Below are 23,921 nucleotides of genomic sequence, written 5' to 3'. Positions count from 1 at the left end.
CGTTCGGCCGTGGAAGATTCACAGGTCCTCCCCCTGCCAGCGCAGCAGTCGCAGGTACACCAGCGTCACCGCGAGCAGGATCAGCAGCATCACGACCCCGATCGCCGAACCGAGGCTGTACTGCGAGGAGGCGAACGCCTGCTGGTAGGCGTAGACGTTGAGGACCAGGTTCTGGCCCGCGATGCCGCCGCCGTTCGTCATGACGTAGATCTGGGTGAAGACCTTGAAGTCCCAGATGACCGACTGGATGGTGACGACGGTCAGGATCGGCCGGAGCATCGGCGCGAGCATCGAGCGCCAGATCCGCCACTGCGAGGCGCCGTCCAGCGCGGCGGCCTCCAGCACCTCGGACGGGACGGCGCGGATACCGGCGTAGACCGTGACCATGACGAACGGGAAGGAGCACCAGACGACTTCGAGCAGGACGAGGAAGAACGCGCTGAGCCGCCCGTACGTCCACGAGTGGTCGCCGAGGCCGAACAGGCGGTTGACCGGGCCGAAGTCGGGATCGAAGAGGAACAGCCAGACCGTCGACCCGGTCACCGCGGGTGTCGCCCACGCGCCGAGCGCGGCCAGCATGAGCGCCAGCCGGGGCACGGCACGCACGCGCGTGAGCAGCACGGCGAGCGCGCAGCCGACGGCGAGTGTGCAGACGACACAGGCGGCCGCGAACAGCACGGTGGCCAGCAGCACCCGCCAGAACTCGGGGTCGGAGAACAGCGCGGAGTAGTTCGAGAACCCCTCGAAAGTGGTGGCCTCGCCGCCGCTGACCTGGGCCTGGGTGTACTGGAAGAAGGAGATCAGGCCCAGCTGGTAGATCGGGTAGACGAGCAGTCCGGCGAGGACGACGAGGGCGGGGGCGAGATAGAGCCAGGGGGTCCAGGTGGTGCGGTGGGTCACCGAGGTCACCCGACGGACCCGAACGCGGCGTCCATCTTCTTCGCCGCTTCCCCGGAGGCCGCGGCCACGCTCTTTCTACCGCTGATGACCTCCTGGAACATCGTCGGCAGCACCAGCGAGGAGTCGATCTGCGACCAGCCGGGCGAGGCGGGCACGAACTTCGTCCCGGCCGCGAGGGTCCGCGCGAACGGCTTCACGTACGGATGCTCCGCGGCGACCCGGTCACGGACGTCCCCGAAGGTCGGCAGGAAGCCCATCGCGTCGAACATCGACGCCTGGGTCTTCTTCGAGGTGAGTTGCTCCATCAGCTGGACGGCCAGCGTCCGGTGCGAAGTGCTCTTCAGTACGCCGATGTTGTTGCCGCCGGCGAACGCGGGAGCGATCGACCCGGCCGAGACCCCCGGCAGCGGCACCACCGCGTACTTCCCCTTGACCTTCCCGGCCTCCACCGCCGTATGGCTGAAGTCGCCGCCGATCGCCATGCCGGCCTTGCCCGCCGCGAACGCGGTGATGGTGTCGTTGCCGCCCATGCCGGCGCACTTGGCGGCGGGGCAGTTGTCGTCGGTGAAGAGCGAGGTGTACTCCTTGATGCCCTTCTGAGCGTCGGCGCCGGAGATCGCCGAGGCGTACGACCCGCCCTTGCCGGTGGCGAGTTCGCCGCCGTTGGCCCAGATGAAGGGCATCGCGCCGTAGGTGTAGGCGCCGCCGACGACGAGGCCGTACAACTCCGGTTTCGCGGCGCGGATCTTGCGGGCGGTGGTGGCCAACTCGGCCATGGTCTTGGGCACTTCGAGGCCGAGTTCCCTGAAGACGTCGGTCCGGTAGTACAGGGCGCGGACGCCGACGTAGAAGGGCGAGCCGTACACCTTGCCGTCCACGGTGACCGAGGTCCTCGCGGTGGGGTCGGTGTCCTTCGACTCGCTCCAGTCGCCGAACTCGTCGGTGACGTCGAGGAGTCCGCCGTCCTTCACATAGCCGGCGGTGTCGGTGTTGCCGTACTCCATCACGTCGGGTGCGGAGGACGGGTCGTTGAAGGCGGCCTTGACGCGCTGGGCGCGGGTCTCGACCGGGATGTACTCGACGTCGACCTCGGTGTCCTTGTGGGCCTTCTCGAAGGCGGTGACGACGGAGTCGACGACCTTCTCCTTCGGCTTGTTGCCGACCTCCTGGAAGAGCCAGACGCGCAGGGTGCCGGTCTTCTCGTCCTTGTCGGAGGAGGAGTTGGAGGAGGTCTGGGGGGCGCAGGCGGTGACGACCAGGGCGGCGAGGAGCAGGGAGGGGAGGTGGGGGGAGAGCTTCATGGAGTGATCCTCCGGGCGCGTTGCAACATATGCAATGACGGTTTCGCTCAACGCAACGGAGGTTATGGCTTGCATGAACACGCCCACAAGAGGTCTCAACCAATCCGTGACCCGCGAGGGGCAGGCAAAGGGCGCGCGAAGGACCGGCGGAGGGCAGACCGAGCGCACGCGAAAGGCCCCTGGGGCGCACACGGCGCACCCCAGGGGCCTCGCGAAGCTCAGCGGGACAGCGGTCCTACTTGTCGCCGCCCTCGTCGTCCCCGGAACCCATGGACTCGTAGATCTCCTTGCACATGGGACACACGGGATACTTCTTGGGATCGCGGCCGGGTACCCACACCTTGCCGCACAGCGCCACGACGGGAGTCCCGTCGAGGGCGCTCGCCATGATCTTGTCCTTCTGGACGTAGTGGGCGAAGCGCTCGTGGTCGCCGTCGCCGTGGGAAGTCTGCGGCGTGGGCTCGACGAGGGTCCCCGTACCAGTCCCGCGCTCGGGCTCGAGAGTGCTCATACGGCCAAGGGTACTGAAGGTCACACCCATCAGTTGAGCGAAGGGTCGTCCGGGTAGGTGGCCACCATCGCGAGTTCGTTGCGCTGGCGGCGCAGGACCTCGCGCCAGAGTCTTTCCGGGGACGGGGAGGAGACGTCGCCGGGTTCCGACTCGACGACGTACCAGGCGCCCTCCACCAGCTCGTCCTCCAGCTGACCGGGGCCCCAGCCGGCGTACCCGGCGAAGATGCGCAGGCTGCCGAGGGCCGAGGCGAGCAGCTCGGGCGGGGCCTCCAGGTCGACCAGTCCGATCGCGCCGTGCACTCTGCGCCAGCCCAGCGGGGCACCGTCGACAGCTCCGCCGCCGGGAATGACGGCGACCCCCAGGGCCGAGTCGAGGGAGACCGGGCCGCCCTGGAAGACCACACCGGGCTCGCCCGCGAGGTCGGCCCAGCCCTCCAGGATGTCCCCGACGTCCACCGGGGTGGGCCGGTTGAGGACGACGCCGAGCGAGCCCTCCTCGTCGTGGTCGAGAAGGAGCACCACCGCGCGGTCGAAGTTCGGGTCCGCCAGGGCGGGCGTTGCCACGAGCAACCGCCCTGTGAGCGAGGACACCTCGGTCATGCCAGACATGATCCCGCATCTTCCCTTCGCGTGGGGAGGCAATGCCTGTCCGGGAGTGGATGCAGCTCAGAGCGCAACGATGCGCCGGAAGCGCACGCCAGGCGCCCGTGACCCCATGTGCCCGACACCTAGCGGTTCGTGTTGTGACAGAGCTATGACGTGACTGGGCGGCACTTGGGCTTACAGAAGGGGGGTGGGCGGCGATTACCCTTTCCCTTCTGGCCCCTGCCCGACTCATCGGAACGCGAGATACATGACCGTCAACGGCTCTGACGACGTACTGCTTGTCCACGGCGGAACCCCGCTGGAGGGCGAGATCCGTGTCCGCGGTGCGAAGAACCTCGTACCGAAGGCCATGGTCGCCGCCCTGCTGGGCAGCGAGCCGAGTCGACTGCGCAACGTTCCGGACATCCGTGACGTGCGGGTCGTACGCGGACTGCTGCAACTGCACGGCGTGACGGTCCGTCCGGGTGAGGAACCGGGCGAGCTGGTGATGGACCCGACGCACGTGGAGAGCGCGAACGTCGCTGACATCGATGCCCACGCGGGTTCCAGCCGGATCCCGATCCTGCTGTGCGGCCCGCTGCTGCACCGGCTCGGGCACGCCTTCATCCCCGGCCTCGGCGGCTGCGACATCGGCGGCCGGCCCATCGACTTCCACTTCGAGGTGCTGCGGCAGTTCGGCGCGACGATCGAGAAGCGTGCCGACGGGCAGTTCCTGGAGGCACCGCGGCGGCTGCGCGGCACGAAGATCCGGCTCCCGTACCCGTCGGTGGGCGCGACCGAGCAGGTGCTGCTGACGGCCGTCCTCGCCGAAGGTGTCACCGAGCTCTCCAACGCCGCGGTGGAGCCGGAGATCGAGGACCTCATCTGCGTCCTGCAGAAGATGGGCGCCATCATCGCGATGGACACCGACCGGACCATCCGCGTCACGGGCGTGGACCGGCTCGGCGGCTACAACCACCGCGCCCTCCCGGACCGCCTGGAGGCCGCTTCCTGGGCGTCCGCGGCGCTCGCGACCGAGGGCAACATCTACGTCCGCGGCGCCCAGCAGCGCTCGATGATGACGTTCCTGAACACCTACCGGAAGGTGGGCGGTGCCTTCGAGATCGACGACGAGGGCATCCGTTTCTGGCACCCCGGTGGCCAGTTGAAGTCCATCGCGCTCGAAACCGACGTGCACCCGGGCTTCCAGACGGACTGGCAGCAGCCGCTCGTCGTGGCCCTCACGCAGGCCACGGGCCTGTCGATCATCCACGAGACGGTCTACGAGTCCCGCCTCGGCTTCACCTCCGCGCTCAACCAGATGGGTGCGCACATCCAGCTGTACCGCGAGTGCCTGGGCGGCTCGGACTGCCGCTTCGGCCAGCGCAACTTCCTGCACTCGGCGGTCGTCTCGGGCCCCACCAAGCTCCAGGGCGCCGACCTGGTCATCCCCGACCTCCGAGGCGGCTTCTCCTACCTCATCGCCGCCCTCGCGGCCCAGGGCACCTCCCGCGTCCACGGCATCGACCTCATCAACCGCGGCTACGAGAACTTCATGGAGAAGCTCGTGGAACTGGGCGCGAAGGTCGAACTCCCGGGCAAGGCGCTCGGATAACACCGGTCACAAGAACGCCGATGGGGCGGTCACCCGGACTCGGGTGACCGCCCCATCGGCGTAATCAGGGGCGCCCCTCAGGGGCGCGGGGAACTGCGCGACCAGCCACGGCGGTCCCGTCAGCCGAAGCACGGCCCGCAGTCACCCGGCGCTCGAAGCGGAGCGCACAGTCACCCGGCGCTCGAAGCGGAGCGCTTACTTGCCCTTGGCGGCTTCCTTCAGCTTGGAGCCCGCCGAAACCTTGACGCTGTAGCCGGCCGGGATCTGGATCGGGTCGCCGGTCTGCGGGTTGCGCGCGGTGCGAGCGGCACGGTGGGTGCGCTCGAAGGTCAGGAAGCCGGGGATGGTGACCTTCTCGTCACCCTTGGCGACGATCTCGCCGACGGTCTCGGCGAACGCGGCCAGAACGGCGTCGGCGTCCTTGCGGGTCACCTCGGCGCGGTCGGCCAGCGCGGCCACCAGCTCACTGCGGTTCATGTTGTTACTCCCGTGTTCTTCTTGCCGTTGGGGTGTGCCTCGCGGCGGTGCCGCACACGAGGCACAGCGAAGCCGATGCGCTCGCGCCCAGGGACGCATCCTGCCCCTACCTGCTGCGGGAAAGCCAATCCGGCACCCGTAGGACTCGCATGAACACCCTAGGGGGTCACACGAACAGAGGCCTGGGCGTGGCGCCACCCTAGAGGGTGGCGCGAAGCGCCCGGTTCCGCGACGCGCCGGGCCGGAGGGCCGCCGTGGCGATCCTCACAGCCGAACACACATACGACCCCCACTGTAGACGCGAGGCCCGGAGAGCGGGACGCGGGCCCTAGACCGTCGCCCCGGCCGCCTTCGCCGCGTCCCGCACCGCACCCGCCACCGCGCCCGCGACCTTGTCGTTGAAGACGCTCGGGATGATGTAGTTCGGGTTCAGCTCGTCCTGGGTGACGACGTCCGCGAGCGCCTTCGCGGCCGCGAGCATCATCTCGGTGTTGACCGTGCGGGACTGGGCGTCCAGCAGACCGCGGAAGACGCCCGGGAAGACCAGCACGTTGTTGATCTGGTTCGGGAAGTCGGAGCGGCCGGTGGCCACGACGGCCGCCGTCTGGCGGGCGATCGCGGGGTCGACCTCGGGGTCGGGATTCGCGAGCGCGAACACGATCGCGTCGTCGGCCATGGCGGCCACGTCGTCGCCGTCGAGGACGTTGGGCGCCGAGACGCCGATGAAGACGTCGGCGCCGCGCACGGCCTCCTTCAAGGTCCCCGTCAGGCCCTCGGGGTTGGTGTTGTCGGCGATCCAGCGCAGCGGCGAGTCCGCGGCGGCGTCGCGCAGGTCCTCGCGGCCCGCGTGCACCACGCCGTGGATGTCGGCGACGACGGCGTTCTTCACGCCGGCCGCGAGCAGCAGCTTGAGGATGGCCGTACCGGCCGCGCCGGCGCCGGACATGACGACCCGGATGTTCTCAATTGCCTTGCCGGTGACGCGAAGTGCGTTCGTCAGGGCGGCGAGGCAGACGATCGCGGTGCCGTGCTGGTCGTCGTGGAAGACGGGGATGTCGAGGGCCTCACGCAGCCGCGCCTCGATCTCGAAGCAGCGGGGCGCGGAGATGTCCTCGAGGTTGATGCCGGCGAACCCGGGGGCGATCGCCTTGACGATCTCGACGATCTGGTCGGTGTCCTGGGTGTCCAGGCACAGCGGCCAGGCGTCGATGCCGGCGAAGCGCTTGAAGAGGGCCGCCTTGCCCTCCATGACCGGCAGGGCGGCCTTGGGGCCGATGTTGCCGAGGCCCAGCACGGCCGAGCCGTCCGTCACGACCGCAACGGAGTTGCGCTTGATGGTGAGGCGGCGGGCGTCCTCGGGGTTCTCGGCGATCGCCATGCACACGCGGGCCACGCCCGGGGTGTAGATCATGGAGAGGTCGTCGCGGTTGCGGATGGGGTGCTTGGACGCCATCTCGATCTTGCCGCCGAGGTGCATGAGGAACGTACGGTCGGAGACCTTGCCGAGGGTGACGCCCTCGATCTTGCGGAGCTCCTCGACGATCTCGTCGGCGTGCTTGGTGGAGCTGGCCGCGATCGTGACGTCGATCCGGAGCTTCTCGTGACCGGAGGCGGTGACGTCGAGGCCGGTCACCGAGCCTCCGGAGGACTCCACGGCGGTGGTGAGCTGCGAGACGGCGGTTCCGCTCGCGGGCACCTCCAGCCGGACCGTCATCGAGTAGGAGACGCTGGGCGCCGTTGCCATGGCCGACTTCCTCTGCTTTCACCTGTGGTGCTGGATGCCGTCCGATGGTCGCACCTACTGCCGGGTAGGCGTTAGCCGCCCTGGATTGCGAACGTTTTGTTCACGCGGGGGCCACGCGGGCGGCCATGAGAAAGAGGCCCACGTCACATGGACGTGGGCCTCTCGTCAGGTCAGTGACACCGACCCGCCATGCTCGCCTCGCGGCAAGTGGTCCCTCTGAGGGACGAAGGTTGGGCCCGGGGGCTTGGATCGGGCCGGTGTCACGTCCAGGCTAACAAACGGAGACCGAAAGACCATTCCCGTACCGCGAGTTCAATCTCTCAGCAGATCGGGGACCCCTTCGACGTTTGGCTGGTCCCGGTCCGCGGAGACGACCGTCAGCTGCTGGGTCGCGCGGGTGAGGGCGACGTAGAGCACCCGCAGTCCGGCCGGCGACTCGTCGGCGATCTCGGCCGGGGAGACGACGATCGTCGCGTCGTACTCCAGGCCCTTGGCCTCCAGGCTGCCGAGCGCGACGACCCGGTCGCCGAGTCCGGTGAGCCAGCGGGCCGCCTCCTCGCGGCGGTTCATGGCGACGACGACGCCGACCGTGCCGTCGACGAGCCCCAGGAGCCGGGCCGCCTCCTCGCGGACGGTCTCCCCGAGTGACTTCCGCACGACGGTGAAGCGCGGCTCGACCCCGGTGGACCGGACGGCCCGCGGAGACTCGGCGCCCGGCATGGCCAGCGCCAGCACCTTCGCCGCGAGGTCGGCGATCTCGGAGGGGTTGCGGTAGTTGACGGTGAGCTGGAAGCGGCGGCGAGGACGGGTGCCGAGGGCTTCGTCGCGGGCCTCGGCGGCCTCGTCGGGGTCGGACCAGGAGGACTGGGCCGGGTCGCCCACGACCGTCCAGGTGGCGTGCCGGCCGCGGCGGCCGACCATGTGCCACTGCATGGGCGTGAGGTCCTGGGCCTCGTCGACGATGACGTGGGCGTACTCGACGCGCTCCTGGGCGAGCCGCTCGGCCCGCTCGCGCTGCGACTCCTCGCGCACCGGCATCAGCTCCTCCAGGCCGGTGAGCTGGTCGAGCGGGTCGAGGTCGCGCCGCTTCCTGGGACGGGCCGGGGTGCCGAGGACCGCCTGGAGCTCGTCGAGCATGGCGATGTCGTGCACGGTCAGGCCGTCGCGCCGGAGCGAGCGGGCGACCCTGCGGACCTCGCCGGGGTTGAGGATGCGGCGGGCCCAGCGGCCCAGGCGCCGCTCGTCGGCCATGGCGGCGAGGACGGCCTTCGGGGTGAGCTCGGGCCACCAGGCGTCGAGGAACTCGATGAAGCTGTCCTCGCTCGCCACGTCCTCGTCGAACGACGACCGCAGTTCGGCGGCGAGCTCCGGATCGGTGTGCCGGCTGCCGGCTCCCGACCGCGCCCACAGCGCGTCCAGCAGCAGCTTGCGGGCGCGGGGCCGCAGCAGGTTGACGGGCGCGGTGCCGCCGAGGGCGTTGCGGCGGATACGTTCCAGCTCGTCCCCCTCCAGCTCCAGCCGCCGCCCGAACGCGACCACGCGCAGCCGCGTGGGGGGTCCCTTCGGGGATACGGCGGCCCCGGCCCCGCTCCCGCCCCCGAGACCGGCCTCGTCCTGATCGGCGTCACCGAAGGAGAGCTGCCCGGAGTCGGACCGGCCGTGGGTGCCGCCCGCGCCGCCGGTGCCCAGTTCGAGCGCTCCCCGCGCCGCCTTCCGCAGCACCTTCAGCATCCGGTACGAGCCCTTGGCGCGGGCCACGGCCGGGGAGTCGTACAGGGTGGCCTCGACGCCGTCGACCAGGGAGCCGATGGCCCGGATGGCGACCTGGCCCTCCTCGCCGAGGGAGGGCAGGACGCCCTCGGTGTAGGCGACCAGCAGGGGGGTGGGCGAGACGATGAGGATGCCGCCGGAGTAGCGGCGGCGGTCCTGGTAGAGCAGGTAGGCGGCGCGGTGCAGGGCCACGGCGGTCTTGCCGGTGCCGGGCCCGCCCTCGACGTAGGTCACGGACGCGGCGGGGGCGCGGATGACCAGGTCCTGCTCGGCCTGGATGGAGGCGACGATGTCCCGCATGGTGTGGCTGCGGGCCTGTCCGAGCGCGGCCATGAGGGCGCCGTCGCCGATGACGGGCAGCTCGTGGCCGTCGAGGAAGGCCTTGAGCTCGGGGCGCATGAGGTCGTCCTCGACACCGAGGACCTTGCGGCCCTTGGAGCGGATCACCCGGCGCCGTACGACACGCCCGGGATCCACCGGAGTGGACCTGTAGAAGGGGGCCGCGGCGGGGGCCCGCCAGTCGATGACGAGGGGCGCGTAGTCGGAGTCGAGGACCCCGATCCGGCCGATGTGCAGGGTCTCCGCGATGTCCGCGGTGTTGTCCTCGCGGACCGCGCCCTCGGCGGGTTCGACGGCGGTGTAGGCGCCGTCGGGACCCTTCTTGCCGTCCTTGCCGAGGAGCAGGTCGATGCGGCCGAAGAGGAAGTCCTCGAACTCGTTGTTGAGCCGGTTGAGGTGGACTCCGGCCCGGAACACCTGGGCGTCCCGCTCGGCGAGCGCGCCGGGGGTGCCGACCTGGCCGCGCTTGGCCGCGTCGTTCATCAGGAACTCCGCCTCGTGGATCTTCTCCTCGAGGCGCCGGTACACCCGGTCCAGATGTTCCTGTTCGACGCTGATCTCACGGTCCCGAACCGAGTCCTGAACCGAGCCGACCGCGGATTGTTGAGCCTGAGCGGCCACCGGGCCCCCTTCTGACGTGCTGGGCAGCCGTCAACCGTACGCGAAGGGGGCCCCGGCGGGAAGTTACGCGTCGACCTGGACGAGCTTGTTGCCGTCGGAGTCGACGACCTCGAAGTGGTCGATCTCGTTCTGGGCCGGAGCGACGGCACCGCCGATGTAGAGGGGCTGCTTGGACTCCGGGGTCTTGCCGTCCGGAATGCCGTAGCCCCACTTGCCGACCGACCAGGTGGAGGCCGTCCAGCGCTCGCCGTTGGTGCCCACCGCGATCAGGGAGCACTTGAGGGGGCCCTTGACGCCCTTGAGCTCCAGACCGAGGGAGGTGCCCCAGTTCTTCGGCGCCATGGCGACGGTCGCGCTGACGCCGGTGGAGGAGTCGGTGGCCGACACCTTGTCGCTCATGGACTCGAAGAGTTCCTTGGGGGTGGCCGCCAGGACCTGGCCCTGCTTGGCCCCGCCGCCGTCCGAGTCGCCGCCGTTGGCCGCGATCGCGACGAACGGACCGCCGATGATCAGCGCGGCCGCGGCCGCGACCATGTACATGCTGCGGCGGCGCTTGGCCGCACGGCGCTCCGCGACCTCGTCCACGAGCTTGTTCACGATCCGCGGGCTGGGCTTGGCGGAGAGCGACTCGCCGATCGCGGGGGTGCCGGAGCCCGGCAGGTCCGCGAGGGCGGCGAGCATGGGCTCCATACCGGCCAGCTCGTCGAGCTGCTGGGCGCACCATTCGCAGGTCGCGAGATGGGCCTCGAAAGCGGTTGCCTCGGCGTCGTCGAGGATCCCGAGGGCGTAGGCGCCGACGGTCTCATGCTCGTTCGGCACCGGAGAACCCATCATGGAACCAGACATACCCGAACCACCTGTGCCGAATCCCTGGTTACCCCCGTACACACTCATCACGCCGTCACCCCCCGCTCCTCCAGTGCGAGCTTCATCGACCGCAGGGCGTAGAACACCCGCGAGCGGACGGTGCCACTGGGGATGCCCAGCGTCTCAGCCGCCTCGTTGACGGTACGCCCCTTGAAATACGTCTCGACGAGCACCTCCCGGTGAGCCGGGGTCAGGTCGTCGAGCGCGTCCGACAGCGTCATCAACCACAGCGCCTTGTCGATCTCGTCCTCCGCGGGGATGACCTCCAGCGGTGACGGATCGACCTCCTGCGGCCGGGCCTGCCGGCTGCGGTGTCCGTCGATGACGATGCGCCGGGCGACCGTCACCAGCCAGGGGCGTACCGATCCGGTCGCTCGATTGAGCTGTCCGGCGTTCTTCCAGGCACGGATGAGCGTCTCCTGCACCACGTCCTCGGCTCTCTGGCGGTCACCCGCAACCAACCGGAGGACATACGCAAGGAGAGGCCCGGCGTGCTCTCTGTACAGGGCACGCATCAGCTCCTCATCAGGTTCCGAGGGCTGGGACATGCGATGTCGGGCCCTCGATCCACGTTCATTGGCCACGACGGAATCCTTGCGCACGCCCACCTCCGATGTCCCGGGTTCCCCCAGTCGGTCGCTCGACGACAGGTACGGAGGAGGGGGGTCGGGTGTTCAAAGGGCGACGACAGTTTTCTTCTGAGTGACGTGACGAGACAGGACATGCGCGCACATTCCCGCCGCGCGATCTTTACATTTCCGCCACACAGGCAAGATCACGACTACGGCCCGTGAGGTTGAGCGAGTAAACAATGTGTAATCGAAATCACGTCGACTCCCGTTCCACAGAAGGGACATAACGACCAGTCACGTGCGCGACAGGGCCGCGCGCCGACGATGCCGGGCCACTCTTTCGCGGTTCCCACAGACCTCACTGGAGCACCAGCGCCTCCTGCGCCCCCGTGACGTATCGAGGTACACGATGGGGCAGTTGTCCCCTTCGCACTCCCTGATCCCGGCCCGCGCGACGGGGTCCGTGAGCAGTTCCACGGCGTCCCTGGCGATGGCCCCGAGCAGTGCCGCGCAGCCCGGCGGACCGTCCAACTCCCGCACCAGCGTGCCGTCCGCGCCGCAGACCGCGCACGGGGCCGGGGGCGCGGCCCGGGCGGCCTCGTTGACGTGGGCGAGCGCGAGGTCGTAGCCGTGTCCGGAGGCGGTGCCCCTGACCAACGGGTCTATCCAGCCGCGCAGTTCACGGAAGCCGACCAGCCAGGACGGGTCCGCGTGCACCAGCGAGGTCCCCTGCGGCACCAGACCCGAACCGACGATCCAGGCGCACAGCACCTCCGTCGAGTCGAGGCGTTCCTCGGGGTGGGTGGTCGCGAGGAGGTCCAGACAGATCCGTCCGGCGTCGAACCGCAGCTCGTACGCGACCGTGGCCGTACCCAGTGCCATGTGCCTGTCACCGCCTAGGGGTGCCCCGGTCGGATGGGGTCGGTGAGGTGCTTCGAGGCTGTGCGGAGCTGTTCCGGGGCTCCCTCTAACAGTGCCTGCCCGCTCTCCCCGCCGGTACCCCTCGTACCGGGGGCGGTGCCCTGGACGCTCACGTATGGGGCCGCGCGTCCCGGCGATGTCCGGGCGGCCGTGGACCGCCTTCACTGGGCGGCATGACACAGACCACCAGCAGGAGCAGCCGACTCGTCCTGGGCGCGGCCACCGTCGCCACGGGCCTGATCGCCGGGTCCTTCTACGTCTTCGCGTGCGCCGTGATGCCGGCCCTGTCCCGCAGCGACGACCGCGTCTACGTCCAGGTGATGCGGGACATCAACGAGGTCATCCAGAACCCGGTGTTCTTCCTCAGCTTCCTGGGCGCACCCCTGCTCACGGCGGTGGCGGCGTGGCAGGCGCGGGGCGGGGCGGGACGCCGGTGGGTATGGGCGGCCTGCACGGCTTCCGCCCTGGCCTTCCTGGTCACCGTCGCCTTCAACATCCCCCTCAACGACGCCCTCACGAGAAACGACTCCTACGGCACGCTCCGCGAGGAGTTCGAGGACCCGTGGGTGGCGTGGAACGCGGTGCGGGCGGGGTTGCTGACGGTGGCGCTGGGACTGCTGGTGAAGGCCACCGGCCGGGCCGGTGCCGAACCTGCCGTCGGCTGACTAGGCGTCCGCGTACTTCGCGTCGGCCGCCGGGTCCAGGGCCAGTCGGTAGCCGCGCTTGACCACCGTCTGGATCAGCTTCGGCGCTCCCAGGGCCGTACGGAGGCGGGCCATCGCCGTCTCCACGGCGTGCTCGTCGCGGCCCGCGCCCGGCAGGGCCCGCAGGAGCTCCGCGCGGGAGACCACCCACCCGGGCCGCCGGGACAGCGCCCGCAGCAACGACATCCCCGCGGGCGGCACGGGCCGCAGCCCCCCGTCGACCAGCACCGCGTGCCCCCGGATCTCCACCCGGTGGCCGGCGATGGGCAGCGAACGGGCCCGCGCGGGCAGCTCCTGGCACAGCAACTGCACGAGCGGTCCGAGCCGGAAACGCTCGGGCTGGACCGTGTCCACCCCCCGCGCCTGAAGCGGCAGCGCGGTCACCGGGCCGACACACGCGGGCAGCACGTCGTGGCTGAGCGCGGCGAGCAGTTCGGGCAAGAGACCGCGGTCCTCGGCACGCGACAACAGGGACGCGGCCGCGGGCGCGCTCGTGAAGGTCACCGCGTCCAGTCCGCGCGAGACGGCGGCGTCCAGCAGCCGGTCGAGCGGCCCGATGTCCTCCGGCGGCATCCACCGGTACACCGGCACGCCCACCACCTCCGCTCCCCCGGCCCTGAGCGCCTCCACGAACCCGGGCAGGGGTTCCCCGTGCAGCTGGATGGCGACGCGGCGGCCCTCGACGCCCTCCTCCAAAAGCCGGTCGAGCACCTCGGCCATGGACTCGGACGACGGCGACCAGTCCTCCGTCAGCCCGGCGGCCCGTATCGACCCCTTGACCTTGGGCCCGCGAGCGAGCAGCTCCACGCCCCGCAGCCGGTCGAGGAGCGCCTCACCGAGACCCCACCCGTCGGCGGCCTCGACCCATCCCCGGAACCCGATGGCGGTGGTGGCCACCACCACGTCCGGCGCCTGGTCGATGAGGTGCTTCGTCGCCGCCAGCAGTTCGCTGTCGTCGGCGAGGGGCACGATCCGCAGGGCGGGCGCGTGCAGTACGGCGGCCCCGCGGCGCTGGAGCAGCGCACCGAGTTCGTCTGCCCGGCGCGCGGCCGTGACGCCCACGGTGAACCCCGCCAGGGGGCCGTGCTGCTCTGCTGCCTGCTGTTGCTCGTACATGGCTCTCGTCCCGCACTCGAGTCGTAGTACACGGTTGTACTCGTCGTTCCTACATGCCGACCGAGCCTGTCAACGGCTCGTGACAGGCTCGGTTCCGGTTCATGTCGCTGGTGTTACGTCACACCTCGGCGTAGCTGAGCTGCGGCTTCGCTTCTGTGGCGGTCGAGGCCTGGCCCTGGGGGGCCGTGCGGCGAAGGTATACAGCCCAGGTCACCCCGAAGCAGAGGGCGTAGTAGACGAGGAAGCTGACGAAGGCGCCGGTGCCGGAGCCGTTGCTGAGGAAGGACTGCCGGAAGGCGAGGTTGATCCCCACGCCACCGAGCGCGCCCACCGCGCCGATGAGGCCCATGGAGGCGCCGGAGAGGCGCCGGCCGTAGAGCACGGCCTCCTCGCCCTCGAGGCCCTTGGCGAGGGCCTTGTTCTGGAAGATGCCCGGGATCATCTTGAAGGTCGACCCGTTGCCGAGCCCGCTGAGGACGAAGAGCACCACGAAGACGGAGACGAACAGCGGCAGCGACTTCTCCATGCTGGCGACGATCAGGACGCCGGTCGCGGCGGCCATGGCGACGTAGTTGTAGAGGGTGATCTTCGCGCCGCCGTACTTGTCGGCGAGCCAGCCCCCGAGGGGGCGGATGAGGGAGCCGAGCAGGGGGCCGATGAAGGTGAGGTAGGCGGCCTGGAGCGGGGTGCGGCCGAACTGGACCTGGAGGACCTGTCCGAAGGCGAAGGCGTACCCGATGAAGGAGCCGAAGGTGCCGATGTAGAGGAAGGACATGATCCAGGTGTGGCCGTCACGGGCGGCGTCCTTGGCGGCGCCGGTGTCGTTCTTCACGGACGAGAGGTTGTCCATGTAGAGCGCGGCGAGGGCGGCGGCGACGAGGATGAGCGGGATGTAGATGCCGAGGAGAACCCGCGGCCCACCGCTCGCCCCGATGACGGCGAGGGCGATCAGCTGGATGACGGGGACGCCGATGTTGCCGCCGCCGGCGTTCAGGCCGAGGGCCCACCCCTTCTTCTTGAGCGGGAAGAAGGCGTTGATGTTGGTCATGGAGGAGGCGAAGTTGCCGCCGCCGATGCCGGCCAGCAGGCCGATCCACAGGAAGGTGTCGAAGGACGTCCCCGGCTTCATCACCGCGAAGGCGGCGATCGTCGGGATGAGGAGCAGGCTGGCCGAGATGATCGTCCAGTTGCGCCCGCCGAAGATGGCGACGGCGAAGGTGTAGGGGACGCGGACGACGGCGCCGACGAGAGTGACCATCGAGGTCAGCAGGAACTTGTCGGCGGGGGTCAGCCCGTACTCCGGGCCCATGAAGAGCACCAGCACGGACCACATGGTCCAGATCGAGAACCCGATGTGCTCGGAGAGCACGGAGAAGAGAAGGTTCCGCCGGGCGACCTTCTCACCGCTCTCCTTCCAGAAGGTCTCGTCCTCCGGATCCCACTGCTCGATCCAGCGTCCGCCCCTGTTCTGGGGTGCGGGGGCTGTACTAGGGGCTGTCATGACGCCTCCACGGTGCGACGGGGCTCAGGTCCTGCTACGAGTGACTGGTCCCGAAGGTAGGGAGGACGCGTTTCCTGCCTGTGTTTCGCCGGGTGACCGGAAAGGAACGTTGCTCTCACCCCGGGGACGGGCGGGATGAGAGGTCGTGGGCACTTTGTGTTACGAAACCCTCTGCTTCAGTGTTCAGGGTGCTGGGAGCCGTCGTGTTCCTCGTCGTACTCCTCGAGCATCCGCAACCCGAGATCGGCCTCCCGGTCCAGGTCGCACTCACCCACCTGCTCGCATGAGCAGGGAGACAGTGGCCCGACTGCCCTCTGTACCGAGCGCGACGTCGTCCAAGCTCTCAGCGCTCCCCACTCACCATCACCCAGGACCTCGCCCCTCACCCCTCAAAGAGGTACACCAGACAGAGCCCGTCCCGCGCCGCCGTCTCGAAGAGGCGGGTGAGCTCGCCCACCAGCTCGGCGACCTCGTCCGCATAGCCGTGCGGGACTCGCCCGCCTGCGATCGTCGCGGCCAGCACGTCGGCGATCCCGCCCGTCAGGGCTTCGATGCCGACCGCGGCGAGGAATCCATGGCCCCGCACCACCTCGTCGACCGACAGGAGCGTGCACACGGTACCGACGCCGTCGTCCCCGAGGACGTCCCCGCCGAAGGCAGCGAGGCTCGCGAGCTCACCCGCGCCCGCACGCAGCAGCAACTCCTCGACGACTCCCGCTTCCTCCCCCAAGTCGCAGTGGCCGTACGGGGACGCGGCGCCCGCCTCCAGTTCGCGGAGGCGGGCGACGACATGGTCGAACCCCGCGACGGTTTCCGCAGCGGCCAGGGGAAAGAGGGACATGTTCATCGTCCGACGCATCCTGCCAGTGCTGCGAGCGCCGTCAGGCCGCGCGCCCCCGCTTCGCCCCGTTCGGCCACAACCGCGGCCGCCGCTTAGCCGCCAGGTCCTCGATCCACCCGAACGCCAGGATCGCCAGCCCGATCAGCGGCCAGACCAGGAAGAACATCCACACCGTGTCCGTCGCGTCCAGTGCCGCCACCGCGCGGTCGCTCTGCATGAAGGGCAGGCGGTAGGCCAGGTCGATGAGCGGGACCGTGGCCATGATGAGCATGTTGTGCCAGAGGTAGATGGTGACGGCCCGGTTGTTGGAGAGGGTCACCAGCTTGTCCCAGCGGGCCAGACGGCCGGGGAGTTCCTGCCACGACGGGGAGTACTGGAGCAGGATCACCACGAAACCGAAGGACCAGGCCGCCTGGGCCAGCGGGATGTCGTTCAGGTCCCAGCCCTCGGGGCCGAGGTGGCCGGACGCCCACCACAGCCCGAACGCCATCACCAGGACCGATCCGGACACGGCGAGATAGCGCGGGACCTTCGCCAGCACTCCCTCGTGGTGCGCGAAACCGAGCACCCAGCAGCTGCCGTAGACCGCGAAGTCGGTGACCGCGTTGCCGAGTTCGCCGGGGATCGACACGACTCCCGTGCCCACGACCGCCGTCAGCGCCAGCGGAGCGAGCAGCGTCGCCCACGGCACCCTGCGGAACGCCCACAGCAGCAGCGGTGACGCCAGGACGAACCACAGGTAGGCGCGGAGGTACCAGAGCGGGCCCACCGCCTGGTCCGCCCAGGTGCTCTCCAGCAGGTCCTTCGGGAAGCCGACCTCCCAGGGGTACGGCGGCGCCCCGATCGGGATGACGTAGTTGACCAGCTCCAGCAGGCCCCAGGTGCCGCTGTGGTCCGGGTCCTCCGAGAGCCTCCAGCCGCCCACGAACATCAACGGCAGCACCACCGCGCTGAACGCCCACAGCGGGGGCAGCAGTCGGCGGATCCGGCCCCTGATCACGCTCAGCGCCGGACGGTTCAGCGAGCGCGCCATCAGCGAGCCCGCCAGCGCGAACATCACGCCCATCGACGGGAACAGCACGGTCAGCCACGCCCAGCCGAAGAGGTGGTACAGGACCACCCGGACCAGGGCGAGGGAGCGGAGCAGGTCGAGGTAGCGGTCCCGGCCGGGCGCCTTCGGGGGCGCCGCCGCCTCCCGCTGACCGGCCGCGTAATCCTGCGTCATCCCACCGGCCTCCGCTCGTCACTCTCACTGCGCGCCCGCTGCCTCGGCACCGGTCCGCCCGGCGCCTCCACGACCCCCGTGCGGCGCAGCTTCTGCCAGCGCAGGCGGCCGCCGGTGAGGGCCGTGATCCAGGACTGGAGCAGCACGACGTACATGAGCTGGCGGTACAGGATCTGCTGCAACGGCAGCGAGATCAGGTGGGTCATGCGTTCCCGGTCGAGGCGGAACGCGTAGGCGGCGCAGACCAACTGGATCGCGAGGACGCCCAGCCAGGCCACGATGGTCTTCTGGGTCGGGCCGAAGACGACGCCGTAGAGCAGGAACACGTCGATCAGGGGGGCCAGCAAGGGGGCCACGACCATGAACAGCGAGACCAGCGGGAGACCCACGCGGCCGAAGCGGCCCGACGGCCCCCGCTCGACCAGCGCGCGCCGGTGCTTCCAGATCGCCTGCATGGTGCCGTACGACCACCGGTAGCGCTGCGACCAGAGCTGCTGGACCGACTCCGGTGCCTCCGTCCAGGCGCGCGCCTTCTCGGCGTAGACCACGCGCCAGCCGTCCCGGTGCATGGCCATGGTGATGTCGGTGTCCTCGGCGAGCGTGTCGTCGCTCATGCCGCCGACGCGTTCCAGGGCGGACCGGCGGAAGGCCCCCACCGCGCCCGGGATCGTGGGCATGCAGCGCAGGATGTCGTACATGCGGCGGTCGAGGTTGAAGCCCATCACGTACTCGATGTGCTGCCAGGCGCCGATGAGGGAGTCCCGGTTGCCGACCTTGGCGTTGCCGGCGACGGCTCCCACGCGCGGGTCGCCGAAGGGCTGGACCAGTTCGCGGACCGTGGACGGTTCGAAGACGGTGTCGCCGTCCATCATCACGACGATGTCGTACCGGGCGTTGGCCAGGCCGCGGTTGAGGGCGGCGGGCTTGCCCGCGTTGAGCTGGCGGACCACCCGGACGTTGGGCAGGCCCATCGCCTCGACGATGCGGGCGGTGCCGTCGCTGGAACCGTCGTCGATGACGAGCACCTCGATGGGGTGCTCGCTCGCCATCAGGGAACGGACGGTGTTCTCGATGCACTTGGCCTCGTTGTACGCCGGGACCAGCACCGAGACCGGCTCCACCACCGGCTCTCCCCAGCGGAAGTCCTTGCGGCGCACCCTGCGCGCGTGCACGCCCGAGAGCAGCAGCATCAGCACGAAGCGGCCGATGACCAGGGAGCCGATGATCGCGAGCCCGACGACGAGGACGTCGGTGATGTGCTCGGAGGCCTGGACCAGGAAGATCCAGGCCTTGCCCTTCCACAGCTCGGGTCCGGCGACCGTGGTGTGCGCGCTGGGGGCGTCGAGGGCCTCGGTGAGGTTGTCGAACTCGTAGCCCTTGTCCGCCATGTCCGGCAGGAAGCGGTCGAGGGCCTGGACGGTCTGGTGGCGGTCGCCGCCGGAGTCGTGCATCAGGACGATCGCGCCCTTGCCGTTCTTCGGCGTGGCGTTGCTGATGATCTTGCGGACGCCGGGCTTCTGCCAGTCCTCGCTGTCGGTGTTGTTGACGACGGTGATGTAGCCGCGGGTGCCGATGTACTCGGTGACCGGCCAGGACTTGTTGTCCATGGCGTCGGCGAAGGAGGAGTACGGCGGGCGGAAGAGCGAGGTGCGGATCCCGGCCGCGCCGGCGAGGGCGAGCTGGTTCTGGGAGAGCTCCCAGTCGATGCGCTTCTTCGACTGGAAGGACAGGTCGGGGTGGTTGAAGGTGTGCAGGCCGACCTCGTGGCCCTCGTCGACCATGCGCTTGACCAGGTCCGGGTAGCGGGAGCTCATGGTGCCGGTGACGAAGAAGACCGCGTGCGCGTGGTGTTTCTTCAGGACGTCCAGGACCCTGGGGGTCCAGGTCGGGTCCGGGCCGTCGTCGAAGGTGAGGACGATCCGGCGGTCCGGCATCTTCAGGCTGGTGGCCTTGCCGCTGCGGGTGTCGATCACCGGGCCGCCGTCGATGATCTTCTCCGGCACCTTGTCGGAGGAGGCCTCGGGCTGGATGCGGTGGTCGGCGAGGATCTCGCTGTGGACGTACCCGCGCAGCATCAGCATCGCCATCAGGGCGACGAGCACGAGCACGGGCAGCAACAGGCGCATGGGCAGGCGGCGACGCCTGGAGCCGTCGGGGGCTCCAGGCGCGGCCCCCGGGCGGCGGGTGCGGGATGCCATCAGAGGATGTACTCCGGAAACGGGGAGGAGAGCGGGGTGCCGGACGGCACGGGGACCCGAGCGCCGGAAGCCTCCGACACGACGGCCACGGAGGCGATCGGACCGACGGCGACCACGGAGGCGGCCGGACCGACGACGACCACGGAGGCGGCCGGACCGACACGGACCCCGGGCTCAGCCCCCGGGCGGCGGGTGCGGGATGCCATCAGAGGATGTTCCCCGGGGACGGGGAGGAGAGCGGGGCGTCGGAGGGGGCCGGGGCGGAGGGGCCGGGTGCCGAGGTCTGGGACGTCTCCGACGCGACGGGCACGGGGGCGGCCGGGCCGTCGGCGACCGTGCCGGGGCCGGCGCTGTCGCCGCCCGTGGTCTGGGTCGGGGCGACCGAGGGGTCGGGGGTGGGGCTCGCGGGCGGGGTGACCGTGGGGCTGGCCGGCGGGGTCACCGACGGCGTCGGCTGGGTCGACGGGTCGGCGCTGACCGACGGGTTGCCGCCCGGCCGCGTGGCCGGTGCCGACGGATCCGCGGACGCTCCCGGCCTGCCGGGGCTCACGGTGGCGCCGGGCGCGGTGCCGCTGACGCCGGGGGCCGGGGTGGCCCCGCCGCTCACCGTCGGGGTGGTCCCCGGGAGCACTCCGACCGGTACGGACGGATCCGCCGACTCCTCCGGCACCGGGCTGGTGTCGACCTTCCCGGCCGGGGCGTCGTCCTTCGGGCCGGTCACGGGGAGCCAGGGCGCGTTGGAGTTGCCGGACAGCAGGGTGACGACGATGACGACGGCGTAGACCGCGCAGGCCAGGCCCACGGCCATGCCGATCCGGCGGAAGCGGCGGCTGCGGCGGCCCGACTCGTCGACGAACACCGGTCCGTCGGAGCCCTCGGAGCCACTGTCGCCGCCGGGGCCCCCGCCCTCGATACGGCCCTCGCCGTTCAGGCTGACCGCGTCGAGCTGGACGGTCACCTCGTGCGGGTCATGGGTGTGGCTGCCGGCGCTGTCGGACTCGCCCCACGGGTCCCGCACGACGGGCTTGCGCCCGGCGGACGGCTCGGCACGCACACCGGGCTTGGAGTCGAAGAGCGACTCGGCACGCACACCGGGCTTCGCACCGGGCGCCTGCGGACACGCGGCCGGCATCGAACCGGACGGCTCCGGACGTACGGCGGGCTTGGGACCCGGCGGCACCGACAGGCCCCGGATCCGGTCCGCCGCTCTCGGCGCCCCCGGGAAGTCCGGCTCGGCACCGGCGTCGAAACCGTGGTCGGCACCCGCCTCGAAACCCGACTTGGCGCCGGCATCACGGACACGGCTTCTCGCCGCTCCGGTTTCCTCGGTCGACCGGACGTCACCGGTCTCCGGGAACGCCTGGGTGGACCCCTTCGTCAGCGGTATGTCCTGGGTCCCTGATGCAGCCTCGGGCCATTCCGGTTGGGCGTCTTCTCGCCACTTTTTCACGCGCACGCACATCCCCCCACGGGACCGTTCCGGGTGCGCATACGCCTTGAGCACAAGTCGGCCGAACCAGGCCCCCACCCGGTCCGAGCGCCCCCCTTATCACAACGTGCTCAGGCCACGAATGTAGCGCACGCGGAGGTCTTGTGTTTGCCGCGTGTCAATCGCGGGGGTGCATATCGTGCACATCGGTGGCTGGAATCCATCCATCGGCAGGCCTTCGGAGCCAGTCACGTTCGACGGACAATTCGATTGCGGCCCGCCGGAGGACGTCGAACGCGGGGTGCACCAACCCCTTGCGCCACACCAACGACACCGGCGACAGCGGCACCGGGTCGACCAGCGGACGCAGCACCGTGGCAGGCATGGCCGGAAAATCCACGACGGCCAGAATCGGGTTCCGGGTCTTCGCCATGATCCGCTGGAACTCCTCCTCGCCGACCGCGAGGGGGACCGGCGGCGCGATCGCGATGCCCCGGTCTTCGAACAGCCGACGAGCGAGATCGGTCCATTCCGGAGTGCGCGGATTCCCCGCCCCGGCGTACACCGTCTCGCCCTCCAGCGCGGCGAGCGGGACCCGCTCCAGGCCGGCCAGCCGGTGGTCCTCGGGCAGGACGACCGCCATGGGCTCGTAGCGCACGGGCTGGTGGTCGAGGCCCGCCCGCAGCGCCGGGTCCAGGCCGGTGAACCGTCCGAAGGAGGCGTCCAGGCGGCCGGCCAGCAGCTCCCCCGCCGCACCCGTCAGGCCGCTCTCGTAGCGGGCCATCAGCTCCAGGTCGGGGGCGAGTTCGCGGGCTCTGAGCAGGACACTCCGGGCGGTGGCCTGGTCGGGGAAGTTCAGGTCCACCAGCAGGGGGCGGGCCTGCGCGAAGGCGGCGAGCAGTGCGTCCTGGGCGTCCAGGGCGCGGCGGGCGTACGGCACCAGTCGTTCGCCGTCGCCGGTCAGGGTGACCTGTCGGGTGGTGCGCACGAACAGCTCCGCGCCGAGCTCGCGCTCCAGCCGCCGTACATCACGACTGAGCGCCTGCTGGGCGACGTAGAGCCGGGCCGCGGCCCGCGTGAAGTGAAGTTCGTCGGCGACGGCGAGGAAGGCACGCAGGAGACGCGGATCGAGGTGGTGGGGGTCGGGGACCGGGCGGGGCGCGGGCATCCGGCGAACTTACAACACAGGTGCGTGAATCGATGCGGAGAAGGTGTTGGACCCCTTGATCACCCGCGCGCCACGGTGGAGGCATGCCGCGACCGAGTCGACCGACACCCACACCCAGGCCCACACCCACCCCCACCCTGACCGCCGACGCGCTCGTCATCGTCGACTTCAGCCCCCGGGGCCGGGGCCCCCGCACCCCCGGCCCCTACCGCCGTCTTCTCGCCACCCCCGGCGCCCGCGCCTTCACCATCGGGAATCTCCTGGCCCGCGTCCCCATGGGCATGTTCAGCGTCAGCGCGGTCGTCATGATCGCCGGGACGCGTGGGTCGTACGCTCTCGCCGGCGCCGTCACCGCGGCCGGTCTCGGCGCCACCGCGGTCGTCGCCCCGTGGACCGCGCGGCTCGTCGACCGATACGGACAAGCCAAGATCGCCGTACCGGCCACGCTGCTCGCCGCGCTGGGTTCGCTCGCGCTGCTGCTCTGCGTGCGCCTCGGGGCGCCGGCCTGGACACTCTTCGTGTCGTACGCCGCCACCGCCACGACCCCCAACCTCGGCGGTATGTCCCGGGCCCGCTGGGCCCACCTCCTCGACGGCGACGAGACGGCGCTGCATGTCGCGAACTCCTTCGAGCAGGCCGTGGACGAGGCGTGCTTCATGCTGGGCCCGGTGCTCGCGGCCTTCCTGTGCACCACGTTCTTCCCGGAGGCGGGCACGCTGGTCGGGGTGGCGCTGCTGGTGACGGGCGCACTCCTGTTCGCCGCCCAGCGTGCGACGGAACCGCCGGTCCGGGAGCGGTTCCCCTCGAAGGCCACCTCGAACGCCCCCTCGAAGGCCCCCTTCCGCGCCCCCGGCATCCCGCCCCTCCTCGCCGTGTGTCTCGCCATGGGAGCCGTCTTCGGGTCCATGGAGGTCGTCACGCTCGCCTTCGCCGACGCGCAGGGGCACCGGTCCGCGGCCGGGGTCGTACTCGCGCTTCAGGCGGCCGGGTCGTGTGCGGCGGGGCTGGTCTACGGGGCGACACGCAGGAGCGGCCCCGTCGAGGACCGCTACGTGTGGTGCATCACCGCCATGACCGCCCTGCTGACGCTCCCCCTGCTGGCCGCCGCCCTCACCGGCTCCCTGCTCGTCCTGGCCGCCGCGCTGCTCCTCGCGGGGATGGCGACCGCCCCGACGATGGTCACCGGGATGACCCTGGTCCAGCGGCGCACCCCGCCCGGCCGCCTCAACGAGGGCATGACCCTGGCGGTGACCGGACTGCTCGGCGGGATCGCCTGCGGAAGCGCGGCCGGCGGCTGGACGGTGGAGCACGTCTCGCCGGTGGCGGGCTACGGCGTCCCGGTCACGGCGGCCGCGGCCGCTCTGATGATCGCCCTCGCCGCCCACCGGGTCCCGGGCGCGTCACGCCGACGAACGGACCCGTCGTCGAATCGCTTCACCTGATCCTGCATAACCCATTGACGTCCTTCGAGGCCCCCACATACGTTCCTTCGTCGAAGCGCTTCGACAGGGGTC

At 70.5% G+C, this 23,921-nt stretch carries 21 protein-coding genes; 3 read left to right on the top strand and 18 right to left on the bottom strand.

Annotated features, from left to right (window positions below):
- Positions 1 to 18 precede the first annotated feature (18 nt).
- The 4 genes from OHN19_RS26525 to OHN19_RS26510 all read right to left on the bottom strand — a co-directional run bounded on the left by OHN19_RS26525 (position 19) and on the right by OHN19_RS26510 (position 3,314).
- On the bottom strand, positions 19 to 909 hold the full coding sequence (locus OHN19_RS26525; protein WP_330266591.1) for a sugar ABC transporter permease: 891 nt from the start codon (positions 907 to 909) through the stop codon (positions 19 to 21).
- Complete coding sequence (locus OHN19_RS26520) at positions 906 to 2,201, bottom strand: extracellular solute-binding protein (protein ID WP_330266590.1); 1,296 nt, start codon at positions 2,199 to 2,201, stop codon at positions 906 to 908. Before OHN19_RS26520 ends, OHN19_RS26525 begins: the two co-directional genes overlap by 4 nt.
- Positions 2,202 to 2,436: 235 nt before the next feature.
- Positions 2,437 to 2,712 carry a DUF3039 domain-containing protein gene (locus OHN19_RS26515; protein WP_028809870.1) on the bottom strand — a complete coding sequence of 92 codons (276 nt, stop codon included), beginning with the start codon at positions 2,710 to 2,712 and terminating at the stop codon, positions 2,437 to 2,439.
- Positions 2,713 to 2,741: 29 nt separating this feature from the next.
- Entirely contained in the window at positions 2,742 to 3,314 is a 573-nt protein-coding gene (locus OHN19_RS26510) for a YqgE/AlgH family protein (protein ID WP_123761083.1), read from the bottom strand.
- Positions 3,315 to 3,567: 253 nt separating this feature from the next.
- Here OHN19_RS26510 and murA point away from each other — a divergent pair, with 253 nt between their 5' ends.
- Entirely contained in the window at positions 3,568 to 4,914 is a 1,347-nt protein-coding gene (gene murA / locus OHN19_RS26505; protein ID WP_280851194.1) for a UDP-N-acetylglucosamine 1-carboxyvinyltransferase, read from the top strand.
- 195 nt (positions 4,915 to 5,109) lie between these two features.
- Here the strand turns inward: murA and OHN19_RS26500 are convergent, their stop codons facing one another.
- The 6 genes from OHN19_RS26500 to OHN19_RS26475 all read right to left on the bottom strand — a co-directional run bounded on the left by OHN19_RS26500 (position 5,110) and on the right by OHN19_RS26475 (position 12,186).
- Positions 5,110 to 5,391 (bottom strand): HU family DNA-binding protein, encoded by a 282-nt coding sequence (locus tag OHN19_RS26500; RefSeq protein WP_007382399.1) that lies wholly within the window; start codon positions 5,389 to 5,391, stop codon positions 5,110 to 5,112.
- Positions 5,392 to 5,719: 328 nt separating this feature from the next.
- Positions 5,720 to 7,135, bottom strand: coding sequence for an NAD-dependent malic enzyme (locus OHN19_RS26495; RefSeq protein ID WP_330266589.1), 1,416 nt, complete (start codon positions 7,133 to 7,135; stop codon positions 5,720 to 5,722).
- A gap of 312 nt (positions 7,136 to 7,447) precedes the next feature.
- Positions 7,448 to 9,865 (bottom strand): HelD family protein, encoded by a 2,418-nt coding sequence (locus OHN19_RS26490; protein WP_330266588.1) that lies wholly within the window; start codon positions 9,863 to 9,865, stop codon positions 7,448 to 7,450.
- 63 nt (positions 9,866 to 9,928) lie between these two features.
- Positions 9,929 to 10,759: an anti-sigma factor family protein gene (locus tag OHN19_RS26485; protein WP_391198606.1), complete on the bottom strand. Its 831-nt coding sequence runs from the start codon at positions 10,757 to 10,759 to the stop codon at positions 9,929 to 9,931.
- Positions 10,759 to 11,280 carry a sigma-70 family RNA polymerase sigma factor gene (locus OHN19_RS26480; RefSeq protein WP_010039908.1) on the bottom strand — a complete coding sequence of 174 codons (522 nt, stop codon included), beginning with the start codon at positions 11,278 to 11,280 and terminating at the stop codon, positions 10,759 to 10,761. Before OHN19_RS26480 ends, OHN19_RS26485 begins: the two co-directional genes overlap by 1 nt.
- Before the next feature lie 318 nt (positions 11,281 to 11,598).
- Entirely contained in the window at positions 11,599 to 12,186 is a 588-nt protein-coding gene (locus OHN19_RS26475; protein ID WP_330266586.1) for a CGNR zinc finger domain-containing protein, read from the bottom strand.
- 212 nt (positions 12,187 to 12,398) lie between these two features.
- Here OHN19_RS26475 and OHN19_RS26470 point away from each other — a divergent pair, with 212 nt between their 5' ends.
- On the top strand, positions 12,399 to 12,890 hold the full coding sequence (locus tag OHN19_RS26470) for a DUF1772 domain-containing protein (protein WP_330266585.1): 492 nt from the start codon (positions 12,399 to 12,401) through the stop codon (positions 12,888 to 12,890).
- On the opposite strand, the gene OHN19_RS26465 is transcribed toward OHN19_RS26470, so the two are convergent.
- From OHN19_RS26465 to OHN19_RS26430, 8 genes are all read right to left on the bottom strand, one after another.
- Positions 12,891 to 14,045: a uroporphyrinogen-III synthase gene (locus OHN19_RS26465; protein ID WP_330266584.1), complete on the bottom strand. Its 1,155-nt coding sequence runs from the start codon at positions 14,043 to 14,045 to the stop codon at positions 12,891 to 12,893. It abuts the gene before it with no gap.
- Between the two features lie 118 nt (positions 14,046 to 14,163).
- Positions 14,164 to 15,546: a nitrate/nitrite transporter gene (locus tag OHN19_RS26460; protein ID WP_330266583.1), complete on the bottom strand. Its 1,383-nt coding sequence runs from the start codon at positions 15,544 to 15,546 to the stop codon at positions 14,164 to 14,166.
- A gap of 382 nt (positions 15,547 to 15,928) precedes the next feature.
- The gene (locus OHN19_RS26455) at positions 15,929 to 16,393 is read right to left on the bottom strand and encodes a hypothetical protein (protein ID WP_330294127.1); all 465 of its coding nucleotides are present in this window, start codon (positions 16,391 to 16,393) and stop codon (positions 15,929 to 15,931) included.
- Positions 16,394 to 16,427: 34 nt separating this feature from the next.
- Positions 16,428 to 17,612 (bottom strand): acyltransferase, encoded by a 1,185-nt coding sequence (locus tag OHN19_RS26450; protein ID WP_330266581.1) that lies wholly within the window; start codon positions 17,610 to 17,612, stop codon positions 16,428 to 16,430.
- Positions 17,609 to 19,810, bottom strand: a complete 2,202-nt coding sequence (locus OHN19_RS26445) for a glycosyltransferase (protein WP_330266580.1) — start codon at positions 19,808 to 19,810, stop codon at positions 17,609 to 17,611. Before OHN19_RS26445 ends, OHN19_RS26450 begins: the two co-directional genes overlap by 4 nt.
- A complete protein-coding gene (locus OHN19_RS26440; RefSeq protein WP_330266579.1) occupies positions 19,810 to 20,016 on the bottom strand; it encodes a hypothetical protein in 207 nt (68 codons plus the stop codon). Before OHN19_RS26440 ends, OHN19_RS26445 begins: the two co-directional genes overlap by 1 nt.
- The gene (locus tag OHN19_RS26435) at positions 20,016 to 21,260 is read right to left on the bottom strand and encodes a hypothetical protein (protein WP_330266578.1); all 1,245 of its coding nucleotides are present in this window, start codon (positions 21,258 to 21,260) and stop codon (positions 20,016 to 20,018) included. The genes OHN19_RS26440 and OHN19_RS26435 overlap by 1 nt, the downstream gene beginning before the upstream one ends.
- Before the next feature lie 157 nt (positions 21,261 to 21,417).
- Complete coding sequence (locus tag OHN19_RS26430) at positions 21,418 to 22,407, bottom strand: LysR family transcriptional regulator (protein ID WP_330266577.1); 990 nt, start codon at positions 22,405 to 22,407, stop codon at positions 21,418 to 21,420.
- Positions 22,408 to 22,490: 83 nt separating this feature from the next.
- Between OHN19_RS26430 and OHN19_RS26425 the strand changes: the two genes are divergently transcribed.
- Positions 22,491 to 23,849 (top strand): MFS transporter, encoded by a 1,359-nt coding sequence (locus tag OHN19_RS26425; protein WP_330266576.1) that lies wholly within the window; start codon positions 22,491 to 22,493, stop codon positions 23,847 to 23,849.
- The last annotated feature ends 72 nt before the right edge of the window (positions 23,850 to 23,921 follow it).

The sequence above is a fragment of the Streptomyces griseorubiginosus genome (assembly GCF_036345115.1).
Taxonomy (GTDB): Bacteria; Actinomycetota; Actinomycetes; order Streptomycetales; family Streptomycetaceae; genus Streptomyces; species Streptomyces griseorubiginosus_C.
Note: the sequence above shows the minus strand (reverse complement) of the source record. Positions and strands in the feature narration are given on the sequence as shown.